We start from the raw sequence: 18,745 nt of genomic DNA, 5'->3' as shown, positions 1-18,745 counted from the left end.
GGCGTCAGACCGTGAACGTGTTCGATTTCCTCATCTCGACCCAGGTCATCCCGGCGCGCAGCCCGTCGATCGCGGCTTCGCGCTCGGTATCGTGGGTCCGGCTGTGCGCGAACGTGCGCTCGCATGCGCCATCCGGCGACGCGAACGTCACGTGGATCCTGCAACGATAGCCGCCCGTTTCGGCGGCAATCGTCTGGATCGTCACCGACCAGTCCGCGTCGTGTACCTCGCCTGACAGTGTCATCCGGCTTCCCTCCTTCAACTGCGCGGACTGCCCATCCGGTTGCCCGGTACCGCGCTTACTCGACGACCAGGTCGTCGACCACCGCACGCACGCCGCGCGCCGACCACGCGGCACCGCGCACGGCCTTGCGCTCGGAGAACGAACCGACCTTGCCGGACAGCCGCACGGTGCCGTCGCGCACCTCGATCGCGATGTGCTTCGCCTCGCGCTCCGCGTGGCGCATGATCGCGCGCTTGATGCTGCCGCCGATGTCGGCCGCCCCGACCGCCCCCTGCACCGCGATGTGGTCGGTCACGCCGGTCACGCTGCGCATCTGCGAGATCGCCCGCACGGCCATATGGCTCTGGTACGCCCAGTCGACCCTGCCGGACAGCGTGATCCAGCCGTGCTCGACCTGCACCTTGACCGTGTCGTCGTGCAGACCGACCGTCCAGTGCAGAACCGAGCGCACGGCGTTCGCGATGTCCTCGTCGGTGCGGACGTCGTCGTCCGGCAGATGCACGGTCATGTCGACGACGAGCGCCTTGACGCCGGCCACGCGGTTCGCCGCCCGCTCGATCGCGAGTTTCTCCGCATAACTCGGCGGGTGACCCGAGAGCGTCACGATCCGGTTGACGACCTCGACACCGATACGTGTCGCGTCGATCGCCGGGTCGGACTCGAGTTCGTCCTGGACGTCCTGCTTCAGTTCCTTGTCGGTTTTCATCGCCTGCACTCCTGTGAGCCGCGGCGTGCCTGTTCGCCGCATACGTCCAGATTTGCACATGCACGGCCGGGGATCGCTGATGCAGGTCAACGGACGCCGCTCGACGCGCATCGCGGCCTGCCGGTGCGCCGCTTGACGGAGGTCAAGCCGGCGCGGCCCGGCCGCCTTATCGTGAGATCACCGATGCGCGACGTCCCGGGCACGCACGGCGATGCTCCAAGGAGACTCACATGACGGAACAGCAACTGTTGGCCTATTCGCCGACACCACCGGCAGGGCCGGTATCGCCGCAGGGCGAATCCCCGCCCCTCATCGACCTGCCGCACCCGGACCTCGACGGCGGCCCGCCATTGATGACCGCACTCGCGGCAAGAATGAGTTCCCGCGAATTCGCCGCCACGCCGCTGCCGCCCGCGACGCTCGGCGCGATGCTGTGGGCCGCGGACGGCGTCAACCGGCCGGCGGCCGGCGGCCGCACGGCGCCGTCCGCGCATGCGTTCAACGAAATCGACGTGTACGTCGCGCTGCCGTACGGCGTCTATCGCTACGACGCGCCCGCGCATCGGCTCGTGCTGAAGCATGCCGTGGACGCCCGCAACCTGACGGGTTACCAGGACTTCGTCGGGCGCGCGCCGCTGGATCTCGTCTACGTCGTGCGGACCGCCGCGATCCTCGACATGCCGCCGCAGCAGCGCGACGTGTTCTCGGCGATCGCGGCCGGCGCCATCGCGCAGAACGTGTCGCTCTACTGCGCGGCCGCCGGCCTCGGCACGGTCGTGCGCGGCTGGATCAACCATCGCGTGCTGGCCGACGCGCTGCGGCTGAACGAGGACGAGCTGCCGATCCTCGCGCAGACGGTCGGCTACCGCGCAGGCGGCGCGGCATCGAATGCGTGAGCGCCGCGGCGCCCGCTTCGACGAAACGGCGCGCGGATCGCTCCGCGCGCCGTTCCCTCCTGTCGGGCAACGCATGCCGGCGTCACCCGCGACCTGCCGCCCGATCATCCGATCGTCAGCTTTTTCTGCGCGACCGGCGCCTTCTTCGGCAGCGTCAGCGACAGCACGCCGTCCTGATACGTCGCCGTTGCCTTCGCGTCGTCGATTTCACCCGACAGCGAGAACGAGCGGCTGACCGCGCCGCTATAACGCTCGCGCCGGATCACGCGTTCGCCTTCCTTCTGCTCGCTGTTGCGCTGGATTTTCGCGTTGATCGATACGGTACTGCCCGTCACCTGGACATCGATGTCGTCCTTGGCGACGCCCGGCAGCTCCGCGTTGACCTTGTACGCATCGTCGCTTTCCGTCACGTCGATCTTCATCGATGCAAGATCGGGCTCGTCCGCCAGCGTCATCCCGCGCAGCGGCCTGAACAGGCCCTGAAACAGGTCGGCGACGGGTTCGATCGAAAACGGATCGTACCGTGTGACATTGCTCATGGTTCGTACTCCTCGAACGATTGACATGCGGCCCGCGCTTTCGTCCCGCCCGCGCGAAGCCATGACGAAGATCGGATTGGCGCGGCACCGTGTGCCGGGCAACGGACGAACGATCATCAGGATTCCAGCGTAACTGCCCGCATCGGCATGGGCTTGACACGCGTCAACGGGAGCGGACGCTCAGGTGCAGAACCGGAAATAGCCGCTGTGAAGCAGGATCGGCCGGCCGCCCATCTCCTCGAGCAGGCAGCGCGCGGCGCGCTCGATCGCGGGTCGATGACGGGAAAATGCCTCCACGAGATCCTGTTCGCGCGGCGACGCCGCGCGGAAGTGATCCTCCAGTGCCTCCGCGGTGATCGCGCAGTGCACACGGCGGCCTTCGACCAGCGCGGGAAACGCCAGCGCGGGATCCTGGCCGCAATACGTCGGATGTTCGCAAGGAAAGGAGATCTGCATGATGGTCACCTGTGCAGGTTGCGCATGGGTGGGCGCGGGGTTGGCGGTACGCCGCGTGCGGCCCGCGCCTCGCCGCGAGGCGCCGCGTGAGACGACGCTAGGCTGCCGCCGCCGCGGCCGGGGCGGCATCGCCGGCGCGTACGAGCAGGACCGGGCAACTCGATCCGCGCAGGAAACGCTCCGCGACGCTGCCGAGAAACAACCGCCGGACACCGCGGCGGCCATGCGTACCGATCACGGCCAGATCGATCGAATGCTCGACGACGTACCGTTGCAGCCGTTCGGCAACATTCTGGCCGGGCTCGGTCTCGACGATTTCCGTGTCGCCGTTGACCGCCGCGTGCGAGATCGCCCGTTCCGCGCTGCGCAGCACCGCCGCGCCGTCGCGCCGAACCTCGTCGAGCAGCGCGTCCGGATCCATTCGTCCGGCGTACGTCACCAGAAGCGAGCGGTCGACGACGAAAACGGCGAACAGGCGCGCGCCGTACGATCGCGCCACCTTCAGACCTTCGTCGAGCGCCAGTTTCGATGAAGGACTGCCGTCCACGGCGACCATGATGTTCGTGTACATACCGACCTCGCTGGATGAACCGACGCGCCGGCGGCGTGCGGATGGGTGTCATCATCGGCGTTCGCCGGGCGCGGGCGTTGACGGAGGTCAACGGTTCGGAATCAAGCGGAGGCGCGCGGGCACGGGATGCCGGATCAGCGCGGCGCGACCGGCTTCGGCGCGTCGGGGGAACGCGCCGGGTTCACGTCGGCCCGGAAACCTCGCTCGATGTCGAGGATCTTCGTCGCGCATGCGTCGTACCGCCATCCCGGGCCGCCATCGCTGTCGTACATGCCCTTGCACATCGCCTTGAGCCGGATCACCGCCGCGCCGCCGCCCGATGCGGTGCGCGATGCCCACACATAGACTTCGCCGGCCAGGAACGGCGGCGCCGTCTCGATCGTGTCTGCATCGGCCCGGGTGATCCGGGTCGACGAATGCCCTTCGACGTAGCGGCGCGCAACGCGCCAGGCGCGATCGCATTCGGCCGGTGTCGAACACGGCAGCGCCGCGGCCTGGCGCGCCGCGAACAATTGCGTTTCCGTCGACCGGAAGGCCGCGTTCCGCTCCGCACCGGCGCACGCACCCAACGCGAGCAACACGACGACCGCACACACCCGTTGTTTCATCTTCACTGCCTCGCAACGCATCGCGTTCCGCTCGCCATCCGGCGGCATGAATCCGCTCGACGCCAACCCGGCCGCGCGACGCACCGACATCCCGCATTCGGTGCGCGGCACGTGCCGCATCGCCCGAGCGCCCGAATCGACTGTAGGGCCGCCTTGGGGAATGCGGTTGACCTGCGTCAAGCGCGTGCCGGCGCGATGCGTACCGCACGCGCCGCAACGGTGCCGACGACGTGCATGCGGGTGGCGTTGCGCCGCTACCGCGCCGGCGCCGGGCCACGGCACGCTGTCCGGGTGCGCACGGTCAACGCGCTTGACACGCATCAAGCCGGGATGGGCGACAGTCGGCTGCAATAGGGTTCGTCGCACGCGTGCCCCGAGCCTGCCGGCCCGATCCCGCGACATCGAGCAGACGGAGCGTGCCGCTTCCGTTCGACTACAACCCGCGGGCACGGCGCGATGCAAGCGCCCTGCCCATCGTTCCGTTCATCATGTCCCGAGCACCACGCCTGCCGTTCACGTCGAGCCGCGGAGCCGCACGACGAAAGACCCTGCAGTTCGATCGCGCGTTGCGTCGGCCTGCCACCTATCCGCATCCCGCCGGCCGGATCGAACGGATCGAAACCCACCTGTCCGTCGTGTATCTGGCGGGGCGCTACGCGTACAAGCGCATCAAGCCCGTTCGATTCGCGTTCGTCGATCTCGTGCGCCCCGCGCAGCGCCGCCGCTGCGCGCTGGCGGAATGGTCGCTCAACCGGCCGTTCGCCGGCCCGCTGTACCTGGGCGTCTGGCCGATCGTCGCGCGCGGCCGCGGCAGCACGTTCGGCCCGCCCGTGCGAACCGGCACGCACCGCCACCGGCAGCCGGCGGTGCCCGGCGAGTATGTGGTGCGCATGCGCCGGTTCGACGCGCAAGCGATGTTGTCGGTTCGCAGCGCATCGCACGACACGGGGCTGGCGGACGCGGACGCATTCGCGCAGACGCTGGCCCGCCATCATCTGCACGCGCCGCGCCGTGCGCCGCGCGGCTACCCGGGCAGCGCGGCGAGTGTCGCGGCCCAATGCCGGCCGTTGTGCGACACGCTCGACGTCACGGTGCCCGCTCAAGCCGCGCTGCGACGCTGGTACGAAGCCGAGCTGGCCCGTCTCGCGCCGCAGTTCGCCGAGCGGCACGCGAACGGCTTCGTGCGCGCCTGCCACGGGGATCTGCATCTCGACAACGTCGTCCGCTGGCGCAACCGGATCCTGATGTTCGACTGCATCGAGTTCAACGACGCACTGCGCTGGATCGACGTGGCGAGCGATCTCGCGTTTGCATGGATGGATTACGCAGCCCGCGGGCGGGCAGATTGCGCCCACCGCCTCCTGTCAGGATGGCTCGCACGTACGGGCGACCATGCGGCGCTGGCCGTACTGCCGTGCTACTTCGTCTATCGTGCGCTGGTGCGTGCGCTGACCGCACGGCTGCGCGGCGACGAGGCGACGCGCGACCGCTATCTGCGCCTTGCGTCGGACATGGCGCGGGCACGCCGCGATGCGCGGCCGTTGCTGCTGCTCTGCCATGGCATGTCCGGTTCCGGCAAATCGGTGGCGAGCCGCGCGCTGGCGGAACGGCTCGGCGCGATCCGGCTGTCCAGCGACGCCGAGCGCAAGCGCCTCGCCAGCACACCGGAGGACACCCGGCTGCCGCTCGCCGCTTACTCGGAGACGGCGATCGACGCGGTCTACGACAGACTGCGTGTACAGGCCGGCGAGGTCCTCGCCAGCGGCTATACGGCAATCGTCGACGCGACGTTCCTGCTCCGGCGCAACCGGGCACCCTTCATCTCGCTCGCCGAGCAGCGCGGCGTGCGAGTCGCGATTCTCGACTTCACCGCGAGCCCGGCGACGCTCGCCGCCCGTGTCGCGGCACGGGCCGCACACGGGCGCGACGCATCCGATGCCGACACGGCCGTACTCGCCCGGCAGGTCGAGCATGCCGAGCCGCTGGCCGGAGCCGAGGCCGCGATCGCGATCCGCTTCGAAACCGGGTGCGACGTCGCGGCGTATGGGAGCCGCGCGTTCTGGGCGCCGTTATTCGCCGCGCTACGCGCGTAAACACGCGCGCTGCGCCGCCCGCCTGACTTGACGCCATGTCACGACGCTCCGTTTCGGCCGGCCGCGGCCCGCATGATCAACGGCCGAAGGTGCGCGTATGGTCGTCGTAGTCGAACAGCCCCGCGTAGCGGCCCCAGTCCGTCACGACGCGCAGCGCCTGTTCCGCGCTGCGCGGATCGAGATGATCCTCGAGCTCCAGTTCGAAGCGCTCACGCGGCGCGCGATGCCCTGCACGCTCGTCCAGCACTTCGTCGATATGCGCGGCAAGCGGCACGAACTCGACGACATGCTCTCGAAACAGACGCCGCCGGGCCTCGTCGTCGCTGTGCGCGAACACGTGGCCCGCCGCGCTCAACCGGAGGGTGCGGTCGTGCCACTCGGCAAAGGCGAGCAGATGGAGCGCCGCGGCGGTCGCATGGAGCACGTCGACCCGGAGCGCGAGCGCCGCGGCAATCGCGCCGAGTTCCGCATGGCCGTCGTACGGCGCGGCCGCCAGGGTCTCGACGAACCCGGCGAGATGGTGGCTCGTCACGTCGGGTAGCGCCATGGCCAGCGTGCCGCCAGCCGCCGCGCGAGCCGCCGCCGCGTCGGCGATACGCGCGGTCAGCGTCGCGTAGATCTTGCCGACGATCGCCTGGAAGGCCGGGTCGTGCCGGTTGCGCGGACGCGGCAACGGCACGTTCAGCCCGGCGTCGATGCGCGCCGGGCCGGCACCGAGCACCAGGATGCGATCGCACATGAGCACGGCTTCCTCGATGTTGTGGGTCACCATCATCACCGACCGGGTCGACAGCTGGCGCGCGTCCCACAGGTCGAGAAAATCGGTGCGCAGCGTTTCCGCGGTCAGCACGTCGAGCGCCGAGAACGGTTCGTCCATCAACAGCAGGACGGGTTCGCTGACGAGCGCGCGGGCAAACCCCACCCGCTGACGCATGCCGCCCGACAGTTCGCGCGGATAAGCCGATTCGAAACCGTCGAGCCCGATCAACTCGATCGCGGCGGCCGCCCGTTCGCGCACGTCGCGTGGCGGAAGGCCCAGCGCATCGAGCCCGAGTTCGACGTTTTCGACGACGGTCAGCCACGGGTACAGCGCGAAGGTCTGGAACACCACCGCAATGCCGGCCGTCGGGCCGGCAAGCGGCGCCCCGCGATATGCGACCGTGCCGGACGACGGCTCGACGAGCCCGCCCGCGATCCGCAGCAGCGTGGACTTGCCCGAGCCGGAGCGGCCGAGCAGCCCCAGTATCTCGCCCTCGCGGAGCGTGAGGTCGATATCGGCCAGCACGTGCAGCGGCTCGCCGGACGGCTTCGTGAACGATTTGCATACGCCGCGCATCTCGAGCACGACCGGCGCCTGCTCCGATGACGGCGCGGCCGCGCCCGCCTCGTACGCTTCCTTGCATTCACCGGGATTCGACACATCGGTCTCCTGCGGATAAAGGATCGGGCCCGGACTCAATCGAACCGCGTCCTGCGCTCGGCGAACGCATACATCGGGCGCCACACGAGCCGGTTGGTCGCGATCACGAGCAGCGACATGACGGCGACACCGAGCGCGATACGCGGAAAGTCACCGGCGCCGGTCATCTGCGCGATATAGGCCCCCAGTCCGCCGGCATTCAGGCGCGTGCTGCCCCAGCTCACCGCCTCCGCGACGATGCTCGCATTCCATGCGCCGCCGGACGCGGTGATCGCGCCCGTCACGAAGTACGGCAGCACACCCGGCAACATGACGCGACGCCACCAGGTCACCGGCCGGACCCGGAAGCATGCCGCCGCTTCGCTCAGGTCGGCCGGAAACGCGCTCGCTCCGGCGATCACGTTGAACAGCACGTACCATTGCGCGCCGAGGATCATCAACAGCGGCAGCCAGACATCGGGGGCGAGCCGGTAGCGCACGATGACGAACACCGCGACCGGAAACAGCAGGTTGGCCGGAAACGCGGCGAGAAACTGCGTGATCGGCTGGATGCGGGCGGCCACGCGCGGTCGAAGACCAATCGCAATGCCGATCGGCACCCAGATCGCCGACGCGATCACGACCAGCACCGTCACGCGGACGAAGGTGAGCGCCCCTTCGCCCGCCACGACGCGCAGGTCCGTCCAGGTCAGCGCCGCGCGTTCGAGCCGGAACAGGACAACCGCCGCATACCCGCCTCCCGCCGCGCACAGCGCGAACCAGAGCGCGTCACCCGCGTGCCGCGGCAGCGCCATCCGGCCGCGCCACGGCCATGCGGCCCCGGGCAGCCGCGCACGCGCCGCGCGGCGCAACAGCATGCCGACCGGGCCGCCGGCACGGGCCATCCATCGCGACCGGTGGAACAGGTCGAGCATCCAGCTGCGCGGCACGACCGCGGGCACGGCATCGCCATGGCGAAACCGTTCCGACCACGCGACCAGCGGCCTGAACAGCAACTGGTCGTACAGGACGATCGCGACGCTCATCGCGACGATCGCCCAGCCCACCGCGGCCAGGTCCCGGTTCGCGATCGCCTGTGCGACATAGGCGCCCACGCCCGGCAGGTCGACGTGCAGGTCGCCGACCGCGATCGCCTCCGATGCGACCACGAAAAACCAGCCGCCCGACATCGACATCATCGCGTTCCAGACGAGACCGGGCATCGCGAACGGCACCTCGAGGCGCCAGAAGCGCTGCCATGCGGACAGCCGGAAGCTGCGGCTTGTCTCGTCGAGATCGCGCGGCACCGTGCGCAGCGACTGGTAGAAGCTGAACGTCATGTTCCACGCCTGGCTCGTGAAGATCGCGAAGATCGCCGCACATTCGGCGCCCAGCATCCGCCCCGGAAACAGCGACAGGAAGAACAGCACCGTAAACGACAGGTAGCCGAGGATCGGCACCGACTGCAGCACGTCGAGCAACGGAATCAGCACCCGCTCGGCCGACCGGCTCCTGGCCGCCGCGGTCGCGTAGACGAACGTGAAGGCAAGCGATGCGAGCAATGCCGCGAACATGCGCGAGACCGTACGCAGCGTATAACCGGGCAGCGCCGCGGGGGACAACGAGATGGCCGGGGGATGCGCGACGGCGAGCGGGCCTGCCATCTGGTGCGCCGAGATGCCGGCCAGCATCAGGAACCCGATGACGATCAGCACCGCGGCGAGATCCCGCCAGCCCGGCGCGGGCAGTGTCCAGCGCCCGCCGCGCAATACCTCCGCATGGTGCTCCACGGTGCCCTCCCGGCCGATGATGGCGGTTCATCTTCAGGGGCGGGCGGGACAGTCGCGTTGACCTGCGTCAACCGTCCCGCGGCAGCCGGCCCGGGTCGCGCCGACGGATGCGGGCGCGGTCGGCGTTCGGAAGATGAACGTGTCCGAATGCTTCAGATCGACACGGGCCATGCCGCCGCCTGAAACCTCCAGCGCCGCTTCGCGCGCGGCCGCCGATACCCGGTGGCACGCGGCGACATGCCCGCACGCGCGGTCGCCACGGGCACGCCGCGGCGGAACGCGGTGCGCGCCGGATCAGTCGCGTTGCTTCTCCTCGAAATACGGCTGACGCGCCGCCACGAGGCGCAATTCGTCGAGCAGCGCCGCGGCCACGCGAAGCAGGTCGTCGAGCGAGACGATACCGACCAGTTCGCCGTCGTCGCCGACGACCGGCAACCGGCGCACGCCGTGCTGACGCATCCGCTTCGCGAGCAGCCAGACATCGTCGTCGACATCCGCGACGGCGACGGGCGCGGACATGATGTCGCCGACGAACAGCGCGTCGGCCTCCGCGCCCGGGCCGACCACGGCAAGCACGATGTCCCGGTCGGTCACCATGCCGATCGGCTTGCATCGTCCTTCCTGTTCATGGACGACGACCAGGTCGCCGGCATGCGCGTCACGCATCCTGGCGGCTGCCTCGACGACGGTCGTCCGTGCGGGGCACGTCGCGACATCGCGGGTACAGAGCATCGCAGCATTCATGTTCGTTCTCCCGGGCGGGGCGAAGCGGATCATCGGCGCGTGACGCGATCGGTTCCCGTCGCCATGCGCGCCCGTTCGCATCCGGTGAAAACAACGGTAAATCCGGCCGTGCAACCGGAAATTGATGCAGGTCAGCGCGGTGCGCCGTGCGGCGTTCCGCGCAATGCCGTGGCCGTTGCCGTCCGGCGCGCGGCCGTGAAGCCGGCGTTGCCGTCGCGGCCGGGGCGATCGCACTCGGCGAAGCGCGACACGATCCGGCAGCCGTCGTCCGACAAGCGCGCGGGAGCCTCCACAAGCGACGCGGCATCCAGTCGCACGAGGCCGCGATCGACCAGACGGCGAAGGTCGGCGGGGTCGCCCTGCTGGCATCGCGGCTCGCTGGCGAGCACCATCAGGATCGCGATCTCGTGGGGACTCAGCAGCCGGTCGCCATCGGCGTCGGCGTCGACCGGACGATTCCGGTGCGGCGCGACGGGCGGCGTGATGATCCGGGGATTCGACGTGTGCGCAAACAGGGAAGGCATGGTGGAGGCCCGTATCATGAACGTGAAGACGCGGACGGCACGGTGCATGTCGGTTCCCGATCGAAAGCGACACGCGCAAGCGTTCATCTTCGCTCTTGCAGCACGAGCGGTCTTGACGCAGGTCAGCAAGTGCACGCACGCGCCCCTCACTACCGGCGATTCATCTGACGTGATGCCATCCGGAGATCCGCTTTGCGTGTCTGTCAGGAACACGTCAATTTGATCGTTTAGCCTTTGGTCGGCAGATCGGAACGCCACGGTAGCGTACGTCTCTTCACGTCGGCCGCTCGGACTCCCGCTCGCGGTCGCATGTCGTCCGCATGTCGTCCACGTAGCACCCCGCATCATCCGGTTTTCTCCTTGAGCCCGAACGCCGTATCCGGCTTGCATGAAATCAATGCGTCACGGTCAGCCGGAATCCATCATGAATCACCGTCCTGAAGAGGTCCATGCATGAACCGGTACTACGAAGTCGAACGCGAGCTCGCCCATATCGAAGGATCCATTCGACTGCTCGAACAGGCACGGGGCGACTTCCATAAAAAGACGTCGATCAGCGATCCCGCATACTGGCGTGCAAGACTGCACGCCGTCAGGGCGACGGCCGAACAGAACAAGACGCTGCTGCGCCGCGCCGACGAAATCCTCGCACGGCTCGATCGGTTCTGATCCTCGCGCACCCGGTCCGCCTGCATTCCCGATACGAAACGATCGGACGATTCGGGCAAGATGCGTGCGGCACAGGGGGCGTGCCTCGATCAATCCGGCGAAGCGCCCGTATAACGCGCATCATCGAGTGCGGATCGGCCCGAACCATCGTGCTTGACCTCCATCAACGCGCCGCCGCGGCATCGCTCACAGATTGCAAGGAAGCGCGCGAAACGATTCGCACCACGAAACGTGTCCGATTCTCCGGCGGTTTCTCGTCCATCCGCGATATGGCATGACCTGATCGAACAGCAACGCCAATGGTGGCGTAAGTGGAACGCCGCCACTCACTCGAACCGGCAGGCCGCGCGAGGCAGCGCCGAAAGCGTGTCGCTCGACAGTTTCAGAATGCCGTCGAAACCGGCCTGGTTGTCCGCCGGGCAGAACGCCGCGAGCGTCATGCCGTCCGGTCGTGTGTACTCGACGTTGAACACGGCCTTGTTCAATGCGATGAAGCTCGCGTAACCGCCGCACTCGTGGAACCTGTTGCATTGCTCGTTGAGCGCCCAGTCGGCCACTTTCGCCATCGCGGCCGCGATACCCGAGCCGTTCTTCAGGCCCATCGACATCCCGCGATCGTGCGCAGCGGCGATCAGCGCCGTGTTGTACCGCAGTTGGTCGTCGCGCGTCAGCGGAAACCCCGTTTCCTGGCGATAGCTGTCGTCGAGGTCCGGCTCGATGCCGTCGCAGCCCTTTTTCTTCGCCATGTCGAGACGCGCCAGCATCAAGGGCATCAGGATCGCGGTCTGACGGATGTCCAGCCAGCGTTCGTGATCCTCGTATCCTTCGACGGGGTAACCGAGCACGCTGTCGGGAAACCGGCCGGCATCGCCACGGGTGTCTTCCCGCCCGCCCACCTCCATGTAGCACACGACGGTGATGCCCTTCGCCTTCAGGCGCTGGATCGTGCCGGCATCGGTCAGCTCCATGTCGACGTCGTACATCTTGCGGGCGTTGTTCACGCCGTCCAGCACCTTCTCGTTGATCGGGTTGCCGTCGATCTGCCATTGCCAGCTCGTGCCGGGCACGAGCGGCTTCCACGCGGCGGCTTGCGAAGCGCGCGCCGAAGCCGCCGCGACCGGGCCGCCCGGCACCGACGAATCCGAGTCGCCGCCGCACGCCGCAAGCAGCAGCATCAGCACGAATGAAGCAAATGATCTTGCGGACATGGCGAATCCTTTGCCTGTTGGCGGCTCGTCAGGATGCGAGAGTGCGAGGGTGCGAGGGAGTCACGTGCAGCGGAATGCAGGCGATGCATCTGCCGATCGCGCAGTGGTGCGGGAACGCGCGAAGCACGTCCGGATGGTAGGCGGGAACACCGCGCCCATCTGTTCCGATTTGTCGATTTTTGTTTGCGTGGCGGGCCGGCGTTGTCCGCAAACGCACCGTCATCGCCGATGAGCGATTGCGAAAAATGACAGTTTCTCCGCCCCGCGGTTTTGGATAGATTGGCCGTACCGCATCCGCATCGCCTCAGGGACACCATGAACTTCGAAGCCACCCCCGATCAACGCGCTGCTGCCGCCACCTACCGCGCCATCGCGCTGCGTCACTTCGCGCCGTCGCCGCGCCGCGGCTTCGACTGGGCAACCTGGCGCGCGCTGTCCGAAGCCGGTCTGTGGCGCACGCTCGTCGCCGGCCGCGACGCAGGCGCGGACGCGTCGTTGAACGTGTTCATCGCCGCGTTCGAGGCGATCGTGACCGCGACGAGATCCGTCGGCTTCGCAATGGCGCTGGCGAATCAGGCGACCGTGATACGCGCGCTGCTGCTCCACGGCACACCGGCGCAGCGCGACCGTTTCCTGCCGGCCCTGACGTCCGGCGCGGTGGCCGCGACCGCCATTTCCGAAAAAGGCACCGGCACCGAAATCCGCGCACTGCAGAGCCGCGTCACGCTGGACTGCCAGGATGGCCGCCTCGACGGTCACAAGTACAACATCAGCCACGCCCCGGACGCGGCACTGATCCTCGTCGCCGCGAGCGCCACGCACGACGGTCGCCCCGGTACGGCGCTGGTTCTTCTCGATCCGCAGTGCGCCGGCGTGACGCGCACCGCGCCCCAGGAAACCCTGGGCGTCGCCGATCTGCCGATCGGCGACATGACGTTCGACGGTGTTCCCGTCGGCACGGACGATTTGCTTTGCAGTCCCAAGGATGGATTGCGCGTGCTGATGGACATCGCGTCGATGAACCGCGCGTTGTTCGGCCTGCTGTGCGCGGACGTGGTCGGGCCGTTCCTCGACGACGCACTCGCGTATGTCGGCGAACGCGGCGCGCTCGGCGTGACGCTCGACAAGCATCAGCATGTCCAGCGGCGGCTCGTCGACATTCACGTCGGTGCGGAGCGCTCGCGCTGGATGGCACTCGCCGCGCTCGACCAGTTGCGGGCGGGCGACCCGTCCGCGCTCGCCAGCTGCTCGATTGCGAAACTGGGCGGCGCCCGCGACCTGACCCAGGCCGCGCTGCACCTGCTCGCGATCTACGGCAGCGACGGTTATCGCCGTGGCCCGCTCGCGACCTTCGTTGCCGACGCACTCGCCATGGGAACCGCGGGCGGCACCGAAGAGATGCACGCGCGCAACATCTTCAGCCAGATGCAGCGACGCGCGACGGCCTCGCACATGCACGCGGCCTGAATGCTCGATTTTTCGTTTCTCATCCCGAAGGAGTCTGCCTTGACCATCCAACCCGGCCTCCGTGCCCGTGCCACGCACCGCGTCGATACGATTTCGCTTGCCGATCAATGGGGCGGCGAAGCGCACGCGCTTGCCAGCCCGATCATGATCATCTTCATCGAGCAGACCTGCATGCAGGCAACCGATCACCTGCTCGGCGCCGACCTGATGACGGTCGGCTACAACTTCGAGATCAAGCATCTCGCTCCGACGCCGCCCGACTGGGAAGTCACGGTGGACGCCGAGCTGATCTCCGTGGAAGGCCGGATGATGACCTACAAGGTGTCGGTTCGCGATGCGGCCGGCGTCGTCGGCGAAGGCATCCATACACGCTGCGCGGTCGGTCGCGACAGTTTTCACGAGCGGCTTGCCGAGCGCCGCGACCGTGCACCGGTCGCGCAATGAGCACCACTGGAGGAGACACCCCGATGCGCCCGACGCCGCTGCACGACCTGCGCCTGCCGCTGATCGCGTCGCCGATGCTGATCGCCAGCTACCCCGAGATGGTGCTGGCGCAGTGCAAGAGCGGGATCGTCGGCGCCTTTCCCGCGCTCAATGCTCGACCGAGCGCGCAGCTCGGCGACTGGATCGATCGCATCGACGAGGAACTCGCCGCGCACCGTGCCGCCCGTCCGGATGCGTGCGTGGGGCCGTACGCGGTCAATCACATCTGCCATCAGACCAACACGCGGCTCGAGGCGGACTTGCGGATCTGCATCGACCGGCGCACGCCGATCCTGATCACGAGCCTGCGCGCGCCGCCGCGCGAGATCGTCGAAGCCGTGCACGCCTACGGCGGTGTCGTCCTGCACGACGTCACGACCGTACGACACGCGGAAAAAGCGCTCGAGGCCGGTGTCGACGGCCTGATCCTGGTCGCGGCCGGAGCGGGCGGCCATGCCGGCACGCTGTCCCCGTTCGCGCTGGTGTCGGAGGTGCGCCGCCTGCACGACGGCTTCATCGCGTTGTCCGGCGCGATCGCCACCGGCGCGGCCATCGCGGCGGCGCTTGCACTGGGTGCCGACTGCGCGTACATGGGCACCCGCTTCCTCGCGTCTCACGAAGCCAACGTGGCGCAGCGCTACAAGGACACGATCGTCGAGGCCACGGCCGCCGACATCGTCTACACCGATGCGTTCAGCGGCGTGCACGGCAACTATCTGCGCCAGAGCATCGAGGCCGCGGGCATGGACGTCCGCAACCTGCCCCGCAGCGAGCACGCGCGCCTCGATTTCTCGCCCGAATCCGGCGCGCGCCAGTGGCGCGACATCTGGGGCGCCGGCCAGGGCGTGGGCTCGATGGACACGGTGCTGAGCGTCGAGCAGATCGTCGCGCAGCTCGAGATCGAGTACGGCGTCGCACTCGAACGCGTGCGTCACGAGTCCGCCCGCATCGGCCGGCACGCCGCCGCGCACTGACCGGGCACCCGCATTCTTTCGCTACCTCCACGGTACCGTCATGACCCTCACCGCCACCGCCTCGCCCGCTCACGATCCGGTCGCGCTGCAACGCGCGCAGATCGATGCCATCGACCAGGAACTGCTCGCGCTGATCGCGCGCAGGATGCAGCACGCCGCCGCGATCGGCCAGTTCAAGGCGCTCGACGGCCGGACGATCCGCCAGCCGGCCCGGGAAACGGAAATCGTCGCGGGGCTGTGCGCCCGGCCGCACGGGCTGCTGCAGGCGCGCCACGTCGCGGCGATCTGGCACACGCTGTTCCGCGTCAGCCGCGAGTTGCAGCAGGTGCCGTCGGTCGCGTTCCTCGGCCCGCCCGGCACCTTTACCGAGACCGCGATGCAGCGCTACTTCGGCGCCCCGATCCGTCCACATGCGTGCGACACGCTCGAAGCGACGTTCGCCGCACTGGCGGCCGCGAACGTCGACCATGCGGTGGTGCCGATCGAGAACTCGACCGAAGGCACGGTGACGCGCGCGATCGACCTGCTGGCCGACGCAACCGCTCCGGTGGTCGGCGAGATCGTGCTGCCGGTCGCGCACTGCCTGCTGAGCGCATCCGGCACGCTCGAAGGCGTCGACTGCGTGCTCGGCCATCAGCAGGCGCTGGCGCAGTGCCGCGCGTGGCTCGATGCGCATGCGCCGCAATTGCGCCGCGTGCCTGTCGCGAGCAACGCCGCGGCCGCCCGCGAAGCAGCGAGCATGACGGATTGCGCGGCGATCGCCGGCGAACGGGCGGCCGATCGATACGGACTGCGTATCGTGGCGAACGCGATCCAGGACGAACCCGGCAATCGCACGCGCTTTCTCGTCCTCGGCGGGCCGCCGACGGAGCCGACAGGCCACGACCGCACCAGCCTCCTGCTGAAGCTCGACGATACGATCGGCGCGCTCGCAGGCGTGTTCGATGCATTGGCGCGGCACCGGATCTCGGTGCTGTGGCTCGACGCGCGCCCCGGCCGCGCCGCCGGATGGGCGTACCGCTTCTTCGTCGACATCGACGGCCACCAGGACGACGCGCATGTCCGTGCCGCCCTCGACGACATCAGGACGACCGCCGCCGACCTGCGAATCCTCGGTTCCTACCCGCGCGCGCCGAGCGTCGATGCCGGCGCCGTTGCCGAGCCGAGCGCGACATGAGTGCCGCGTCCGCCGATACCGCCGTCGCGCGCCGGGTGCGGGCCATCTGCGACGGCCACGACGATCGCCTGCTGGTCCTGCTCGGGGTCGTGCCGCCGTCGCTGCGTCGAGACACCGGCGCATGGCTGCGTGCATTGCGCGCGGACTACGAGGACGAGCTGGAGTTGCTGACGCATGTGCAGCGCGTGGCCACCCCGGACGTCGACGACGATGCGCGGGCCGCGCTGCTTCGCCGGCTCGGCAGACTGCGGCTGCCGACGGCGTTGGTCGTCGATACGTCCGCGACGGCCTATGGCCGCTGGTGCACGCGGAACGGCGCCACCGCGCGCGGCTGGCGGCTGCTGGAAACCGCGCGTGGCGCGGCGCCCGTCGGCGGCGTACTCGTGCCCTGGCGCGACTGCCTCGCGGCACCCGCGACCTCGCGCCGCGTGCTCGCCGATTTCGGCCATGCGTGGGCCGGCATCGATGCGAGCGTCGCCATGCTGACCGACGCGCTGCTTGCGAACGACGTGCAGGTCGGGGGCATCGCGCTGGGCGATCTGCTCGCGCAACCCGGTGCCGCACCCGTATCGCCCGCAAGAATGACCGGCGTCCTGGACCGCCTCGCCAATACGGTGCGCCTGCGCCGTATCACGGCGGCGACGCGCCGGACGCATTCGCTGCGGAGCCGGCTGTGACGCCAGCGCGCCATCCGCGCATCGCGTTGATCGGCATGCCCGGTGCGGGCAAGACGACGATCGGCGCGGCGCTTGCGGCGGCACTCGACCGCCCGTTCGCGGATTCCGACCGGGAGATGGAGCAGCGCTTCGGCGCCCCGCTTGCCATGCTGTTTCCGCTGCCGACGTTCCGCGCCCGCGAAGCCGGCGTCATCGACGCGCTGTCGCAACGCGACACGCTGATCCTCGCCACCGGCGGCGGCGCGGTGCTGCGCGACGACACCCGCGCGCGCCTCAAGGCGCGCTGCCACGTGATCTACCTGGTCAGCGACATCGACGCGCTGTACCGGCGCACCGGGCGCGATCCGGCGCGCCCGCTCCTTGACGTGCCCGATCCGCGCGCCATGCTGGCCGAGTTGCAGCGGACGCGCGATCCGCTGTACCGGGCCTGCGCGCATCGCCTGCTCGACACGCGCGACGCGTCGATCGACGAAATCGTCGCGGCGGCCCTCGCCGAATCCGCGTCCGCGTCCGCGTCCGCCTGACGGTCGCGCCCATGCGCGCGGCTTCCCCGCTCCCGGTTCCCTTCCCGCCCCGTCAAGGGGACTCCCCACTGCCATTTCTGACAGTTGCTCCTTGTCTGAGAATATCTAAAGATATATTTTTAGATAGGTTGAATTCGTCAACCGGACTCGTGGAAACCGATCATGTCCAAGTTTCTTGTCTCGACTCGAAGATGGGGTCCGATCGCTGCGGCAGCCGTGACGGCGGCCGTCATGGCCGGTTGTGCCCCGTTCGGCCAGCAGCCGGACCAACAGAAGATCACCCCGGTCGAACAGCTTGACCCGGGCCTCGCGCTTCACGCGGCCAAGGGTCAGGACGACGTGGACGCGCAATGGTGGCGCATCTTCGGCGATCCGCAGCTCGACCGCGTGCTGGCCGACGCGCTCGCGGGCGCGCCGTCGCTGAAGGCCCAGCGCGCCCGGGTCGACGAGGCCCTCGCGCAAGCCGACGTCAGCGCGGCGGATTCCCTGCCGCTGCTCGGCGCAGCGGTCAGCGCGACGCCGACGCGGCTGCCGCGCAGCTACACCACCCCGCCCCCCGCCGCAGGCCACTGGCAAGTCAACGCGCAGGCGCTGCTGAATGCGTCGTTCGATCTCGACGTTGCCGGGCGCCTGCGCGCGCTGACCCGCGCCGCGACCCTGCGCGCCGGCGAGCAGCAGTCGCTCGAGCGCGCGGCAACCGTGTCGTTGCAGGCCGCGCTCGTCGAAACGTACCTGCAGCTCGCGCTCGAGCTGCAACTGCTCGACATCGCGAACGATACGCTGCGTCAGCACGATTACCTGCTGCGCCTCACCCGCCAGCGTGAAGCGGCGGGACTCGACATGCCGGTCGCGGTCGCGCGTGCCGGCGAACCGCTGCCGCTCGCGCAGGCCGACGTCGAGCGGCAACGCGCGGCCGTCGCGCTGCTGCGCCACCGGCTCGCGGCGCTCGTCGGGCGCGGGCCCGGCTATGCGGACACACTCACGCCGTCCCCCCGC

At 69.0% G+C, this 18,745-nt stretch carries 21 protein-coding genes; 10 read left to right on the top strand and 11 right to left on the bottom strand.

Annotation, left to right across the window (positions count from 1 at the left end; all coding sequences use genetic code 11):
• Positions 1-4 precede the first annotated feature (4 nt).
• Both L810_RS16285 and L810_RS16280 read right to left on the bottom strand, forming a co-directional pair.
• Positions 5-244 carry a hypothetical protein gene (locus L810_RS16285; protein WP_021159369.1) on the bottom strand — a complete coding sequence of 80 codons (240 nt, stop codon included), beginning with the start codon at positions 242-244 and terminating at the stop codon, positions 5-7.
• 55 nt (positions 245-299) lie between these two features.
• A complete protein-coding gene (locus tag L810_RS16280) occupies positions 300-950 on the bottom strand; it encodes a BON domain-containing protein (RefSeq protein WP_042974973.1) in 651 nt (216 codons plus the stop codon).
• 230 nt (positions 951-1,180) lie between these two features.
• Between L810_RS16280 and L810_RS16275 the strand changes: the two genes are divergently transcribed.
• Complete coding sequence (locus L810_RS16275) at positions 1,181-1,846, top strand: nitroreductase family protein (RefSeq protein ID WP_021159368.1); 666 nt, start codon at positions 1,181-1,183, stop codon at positions 1,844-1,846.
• Between the two features lie 104 nt (positions 1,847-1,950).
• Here L810_RS16275 and L810_RS16270 read toward each other — a convergent pair whose 3' ends face one another.
• The 4 genes from L810_RS16270 to L810_RS49080 all read right to left on the bottom strand — a co-directional run bounded on the left by L810_RS16270 (position 1,951) and on the right by L810_RS49080 (position 4,482).
• Positions 1,951-2,385 carry an Hsp20/alpha crystallin family protein gene (locus tag L810_RS16270; RefSeq protein WP_042974953.1) on the bottom strand — a complete coding sequence of 145 codons (435 nt, stop codon included), beginning with the start codon at positions 2,383-2,385 and terminating at the stop codon, positions 1,951-1,953.
• Between the two features lie 180 nt (positions 2,386-2,565).
• Positions 2,566-2,841, bottom strand: a complete 276-nt coding sequence (locus L810_RS16265; protein WP_042974952.1) for a DUF1488 domain-containing protein — start codon at positions 2,839-2,841, stop codon at positions 2,566-2,568.
• A gap of 97 nt (positions 2,842-2,938) precedes the next feature.
• Complete coding sequence (locus L810_RS16260) at positions 2,939-3,412, bottom strand: universal stress protein (protein WP_021159365.1); 474 nt, start codon at positions 3,410-3,412, stop codon at positions 2,939-2,941.
• A 134-nt stretch (positions 3,413-3,546) separates the two neighbouring features.
• Positions 3,547-4,482, bottom strand: coding sequence for a hypothetical protein (locus L810_RS49080; protein WP_257008893.1), 936 nt, complete (start codon positions 4,480-4,482; stop codon positions 3,547-3,549).
• Between the two features lie 26 nt (positions 4,483-4,508).
• Here L810_RS49080 and L810_RS16245 point away from each other — a divergent pair, with 26 nt between their 5' ends.
• Positions 4,509-6,113: an AAA family ATPase gene (locus tag L810_RS16245; RefSeq protein WP_042974969.1), complete on the top strand. Its 1,605-nt coding sequence runs from the start codon at positions 4,509-4,511 to the stop codon at positions 6,111-6,113.
• A 76-nt stretch (positions 6,114-6,189) separates the two neighbouring features.
• Here L810_RS16245 and L810_RS16240 read toward each other — a convergent pair whose 3' ends face one another.
• The 4 genes from L810_RS16240 to L810_RS16225 form a co-directional block, all read right to left on the bottom strand.
• Entirely contained in the window at positions 6,190-7,533 is a 1,344-nt protein-coding gene (locus tag L810_RS16240; protein WP_081712863.1) for an ABC transporter ATP-binding protein, read from the bottom strand.
• Positions 7,534-7,568: 35 nt separating this feature from the next.
• On the bottom strand, positions 7,569-9,302 hold the full coding sequence (locus L810_RS16235; RefSeq protein ID WP_021159362.1) for an ABC transporter permease: 1,734 nt from the start codon (positions 9,300-9,302) through the stop codon (positions 7,569-7,571).
• Positions 9,303-9,596: 294 nt separating this feature from the next.
• On the bottom strand, positions 9,597-10,046 hold the full coding sequence (locus L810_RS16230; RefSeq protein WP_042974966.1) for a CBS domain-containing protein: 450 nt from the start codon (positions 10,044-10,046) through the stop codon (positions 9,597-9,599).
• A gap of 131 nt (positions 10,047-10,177) precedes the next feature.
• Complete coding sequence (locus tag L810_RS16225; RefSeq protein WP_021159359.1) at positions 10,178-10,783, bottom strand: hypothetical protein; 606 nt, start codon at positions 10,781-10,783, stop codon at positions 10,178-10,180.
• A 240-nt stretch (positions 10,784-11,023) separates the two neighbouring features.
• Between L810_RS16225 and L810_RS16220 the strand changes: the two genes are divergently transcribed.
• Complete coding sequence (locus tag L810_RS16220) at positions 11,024-11,239, top strand: hypothetical protein (RefSeq protein ID WP_021159358.1); 216 nt, start codon at positions 11,024-11,026, stop codon at positions 11,237-11,239.
• 326 nt (positions 11,240-11,565) lie between these two features.
• Here L810_RS16220 and L810_RS16215 read toward each other — a convergent pair whose 3' ends face one another.
• Positions 11,566-12,447, bottom strand: coding sequence for an endo alpha-1,4 polygalactosaminidase (locus L810_RS16215; protein WP_021159356.1), 882 nt, complete (start codon positions 12,445-12,447; stop codon positions 11,566-11,568).
• 315 nt (positions 12,448-12,762) lie between these two features.
• Here L810_RS16215 and L810_RS16210 point away from each other — a divergent pair, with 315 nt between their 5' ends.
• The 7 genes from L810_RS16210 to L810_RS16180 all read left to right on the top strand — a co-directional run.
• A complete protein-coding gene (locus L810_RS16210) occupies positions 12,763-13,914 on the top strand; it encodes an acyl-CoA dehydrogenase family protein (protein ID WP_021159355.1) in 1,152 nt (383 codons plus the stop codon).
• Between the two features lie 39 nt (positions 13,915-13,953).
• Positions 13,954-14,358 carry a thioesterase family protein gene (locus L810_RS16205; protein ID WP_042974961.1) on the top strand — a complete coding sequence of 135 codons (405 nt, stop codon included), beginning with the start codon at positions 13,954-13,956 and terminating at the stop codon, positions 14,356-14,358.
• 23 nt (positions 14,359-14,381) lie between these two features.
• Positions 14,382-15,371 carry an NAD(P)H-dependent flavin oxidoreductase gene (locus L810_RS16200; RefSeq protein ID WP_021159353.1) on the top strand — a complete coding sequence of 330 codons (990 nt, stop codon included), beginning with the start codon at positions 14,382-14,384 and terminating at the stop codon, positions 15,369-15,371.
• Between the two features lie 40 nt (positions 15,372-15,411).
• Positions 15,412-16,548 (top strand): prephenate dehydratase, encoded by a 1,137-nt coding sequence (gene pheA / locus L810_RS16195; RefSeq protein WP_021159352.1) that lies wholly within the window; start codon positions 15,412-15,414, stop codon positions 16,546-16,548.
• Complete coding sequence (locus tag L810_RS16190) at positions 16,545-17,225, top strand: hypothetical protein (RefSeq protein ID WP_021159351.1); 681 nt, start codon at positions 16,545-16,547, stop codon at positions 17,223-17,225. Before pheA ends, L810_RS16190 begins: the two co-directional genes overlap by 4 nt.
• Positions 17,222-17,749: a shikimate kinase gene (locus L810_RS16185; RefSeq protein WP_021159350.1), complete on the top strand. Its 528-nt coding sequence runs from the start codon at positions 17,222-17,224 to the stop codon at positions 17,747-17,749. The genes L810_RS16190 and L810_RS16185 overlap by 4 nt, the downstream gene beginning before the upstream one ends.
• Positions 17,750-17,911: 162 nt before the next feature.
• Positions 17,912-18,745, top strand: an 834-nt coding sequence (locus tag L810_RS16180) for a TolC family protein (RefSeq protein ID WP_162175290.1), incomplete at its 3' end; no start/stop codon positions are given.

The sequence above is a fragment of the Burkholderia sp. AU4i genome, from assembly GCF_000466765.1.
GTDB classification, from domain to species: Bacteria; Pseudomonadota; Gammaproteobacteria; order Burkholderiales; family Burkholderiaceae; genus Burkholderia; species Burkholderia cepacia.
The sequence above is the reverse complement of the archived record's forward strand: the minus strand, read 5'-3'. Positions and strand labels throughout refer to the sequence as shown.